A 3,592-nucleotide genomic window follows, 5' to 3' on the forward strand; every position below is an offset into this window, starting at 1 on the left:
CCGCCGCCGCACCGCAAGCGCACGCACAAGCACAGCCGAGCGCTGCCGCGCAACCGGCGCCGCAGCCGCACGCCGAACCCGCCGCGCAGGCGGCGCAGTCGGCACAGGCCGCCGCGCATCACGACGACAAGCGTCCGCGCCCGGCCGCCGCCGCCTCGGGCGCCGAAGGCAGCTCGATCCGCGTCGGCGTCGAGAAGGTCGACCAGCTGATCAACCTGGTCGGCGAGCTCGTGATCACGCAGGCGATGCTCGCGGAAACCGCGAGCGCGTTCGATCCGGCGCTGCACGACCGCCTGTTCAACGGGATGGCGCAGCTCGAGCGCAACGCGCGCGACCTGCAGGAAGCGGTGATGTCGATCCGGATGATGCCGATGGACTACGTGTTCAGCCGCTTCCCGCGGCTCGTGCGCGACCTCGCCGGCAAGCTCGGCAAGCAGGTCGAGCTCGTCACGTTCGGCCAGGCGACCGAACTCGACAAGAGCCTGATCGAGCGGATCATCGACCCGCTCACGCACCTCGTGCGCAACAGCCTCGACCACGGAATCGAAACGGTCGACAAGCGCGTCGCCGCGGGCAAGGACGGCGTCGGCCAGCTCGTGCTGTCGGCCGCGCACCACGGCGGCAACATCGTGATCGAAGTGAGCGACGACGGCGCGGGCCTGAACCGCGAGCGGATCCTCGCGAAGGCCGCGAAGCAGGGCATGCAGATTTCCGAGAACATCAGCGACGACGAAGTCTGGCAGCTGATCTTCGCGCCGGGCTTCTCGACCGCCGAGACGGTGACCGACGTGTCGGGCCGCGGCGTCGGGATGGACGTCGTGAAGCGCAACATCCAGTCGATGGGCGGCCACGTCGAGATCTCGTCGCAGGCCGGCCGCGGCACGACCACGCGGATCGTGCTGCCGCTCACGCTCGCGATCCTCGACGGGATGTCGGTGAAGGTCGGCAGCGAGATCTTCATCCTGCCGCTGAACTTCGTGATGGAGTCGCTGCAGCCGTCGATCGACGACATCTACACGGTCGGCAACGGCGAGCGCGTGGTGCGCGTGCGCGGCGAATACCTGCCGCTCGTCGCGCTGCACGAAGTGTTCTCCGTCGAGGACGCGCGCACCGATCCGACGCAAGGGATCGTCACGATCATGGAAACCGAGGGGCGCCGCTTCGCGATGCTGATCGACGAGCTCGTGGGCCAGCAGCAGGTGGTCGTGAAGAACCTCGAAACGAATTACCGCAAGGTGCACGGCATCTCGGCGGCGACCATCCTGGGCGACGGCAGCGTCGCGCTGATCGTCGACGTCGCGGCGCTGAACCGCGAAACCCGTGCGACGCACGGCGCCCGAGCCGGCGCCGAGCTCGCGATCTTCTGACTCTCGCCATTCAACCGATTGGGGGCAAACGTGTCCGCTGAAGTTCAAATGATCAATCCGGCCGCGGCGAACGCGGCCACGAGCCGCCGCGACGCCGAACACGGCGATGCGACGGGCCAGGAGTTCCTCGTCTTCACGCTCGGCGACGAGGAATACGGGATCGACATCCTGAAGGTGCAGGAAATCCGCGGCTACGACAGCGTCACGCGCATCGCGAACGCGCCGGACTTCATCAAGGGCGTGATCAACCTGCGCGGGATCATCGTGCCGATCGTCGACATGCGGATCAAGTTCCATCTCGGCCGCGTCGAGTACGACCACCAGACCGTCGTGATCATCCTGAACGTGTCGAACCGCGTGGTCGGGATGGTGGTCGACGGCGTGTCGGACGTGCTGACGCTGCAGACCGACCAGATCATGCCGGCGCCGGAGTTCGGCGCGACGCTGACGACCGAGTACCTGACGGGGCTCGGCACGGTCGACGGCCGCATGCTGATCCTGATGGACATCGAGAAGCTGATGTCGAGCCGGGAAATGGCGCTGATCGAGACGCTCGGCGCGTAAGCGCGCCGCGCGCGCACGAATTTCGGGAGAATCCGCAATGTTGCATAACTGGTCGATCCGCACGACGCTGACCGCGGTCGGACTCATCCTCGTGTGCCTGGCCGCCGCGGTCGGCGGGCTCGGCCTCTACGCGCTCAATCACGCGAGCCGCTCGCTCGACGAGATCGCGCACGTCGACCTGCCGGCGATCCACACGCTCGACGACACGGCCGCGCACCTGCTGCGTGCGCGGGTCGCGCTCGATCGCTTCCGCACGCTGACCGAAGCCGGCAATGCGGCCGACGCGGCGAAGGTGCTCGACCGCGCGCAGGAGCTGTTCGCGAAGTCGAACCAGAACTGGCAGACGTTCCAGTCGTTGCCGAAGCTCGGCGTCGAGCAGACGCTCCTCGACGAGCTCGCCGCACGCTACACGACGATCACGAAGGAAGGCGTCGAGCCCGAATTCGCGGCGGCGCGCGCGGGCGACATGGCCGCGTACCACGCGATTGCCGACACGAAGATCAGCCCGATGTTCGTCGCGTTCGACCAGACGGCGGCGGCCGTGATCGCGTCGCTGCAAAAGCGCGCGGAAGATCGCCAGGCCGCGACGCAGTCGCAGATCTCGATGATGATCGGCCTGATCGCGGCCGGCATCGCGATCGCGTTCGTCGTTGTGATCGCGATCCGCTTCGTGCTGCGAGGCCTGATCGTGAAGCCGATCGAGGACGCGATCGCGCACTTCGAGCGCATCGCGGGCGGCGACCTCACGCAGCCGGTGAGCGTGTCCAGCACCAACGAGATCGGCCGCCTGTACGGCGGGATCAAGCGGATGCAGGACGCGGTGACGACGATGGTGCAGGCCGTGCATCGCGGCACCGAATCGATCGACGTCGGCGCGCGCGAGATCGCGACCGGCAACACCGACCTGTCGCAGCGCACCGAGGAGCAGGCCGCGTCGCTGCAGGAAACCGCATCGAGCATGGAGCAGCTGACCGGCACCGTGCGCCAGAACGCGGAGAATGCGCGGCAGGCGAGCCAGCTCGCGGTGAACGCGTCGGACATCGCGACGCAGGGCGGCGAAGTGGTCGGCCAGGTCGTATCGACGATGCAGGACATCGCGGCGAGCTCCGGCAAGATCGTCGACATCATCGGCACGATCGAAGGCATCGCGTTCCAGACCAACATCCTCGCGCTGAACGCGGCGGTCGAGGCCGCGCGCGCCGGCGAGCAGGGCCGCGGCTTCGCGGTGGTCGCGGGCGAAGTGCGGTCGCTCGCGCAGCGCAGCGCGAGCGCCGCGAAGGAAATCAAGCAGTTGATCGGCGATTCGGCCGAGAAGGTCGACAGCGGGTCGGCGCTCGTTGCGCGCGCGGGCTCGACGATGGACGAGATCGTGCAGGCCGTGCGCCGCGTGACCGACATCATGGGCGAGATCAGCGCCGCGTCGGACGAGCAGTCGACCGGCATCGAACAGGTCAACCGCGCGGTCGGCCAGATGGATTCGGTCACGCAGCAGAACGCGGCGCTCGTCGAGCAGGCCGCGGCGGCCGCGGCATCGCTCGAGGAGCAGACGCGCCAGATGAAGGCGATCGTGTCGGAATGGCGCGTCGCGGGCGGCATCGCGCTCGCGCCGGCGCGCAGCCCTGCGCGCGCGGCCGCGCACGCTCCGGCCGCGGCACCGGCAT

The 3,592-nt window shown here is 68.5% G+C and carries 3 protein-coding genes; all 3 read left to right on the plus strand.

All coding sequences use genetic code 11. The features are described from left to right. Positions 1–1,367: chemotaxis protein CheW (locus BSE24067_RS32030; RefSeq protein ID WP_174904999.1), on the plus strand; the 1,367-nt coding region annotated here is incomplete at its 5' end. Positions 1,368–1,415: 48 nt separating this feature from the next. Next, positions 1,416–1,931 carry a chemotaxis protein CheW gene (gene cheW, locus BSE24067_RS32035; RefSeq protein ID WP_035971390.1) on the plus strand — a complete coding sequence of 172 codons (516 nt, stop codon included), beginning with the start codon at positions 1,416–1,418 and terminating at the stop codon, positions 1,929–1,931. Positions 1,932–1,968: 37 nt separating this feature from the next. Further along, on the plus strand, positions 1,969–3,592 hold a 1,624-nt coding region (locus tag BSE24067_RS32040; RefSeq protein WP_174905000.1), incomplete at its 3' end, for a methyl-accepting chemotaxis protein.

The sequence above is a fragment of the Burkholderia latens genome, assembly GCF_902499045.1.
Classification (GTDB): domain Bacteria; phylum Pseudomonadota; class Gammaproteobacteria; order Burkholderiales; family Burkholderiaceae; genus Burkholderia; species Burkholderia latens.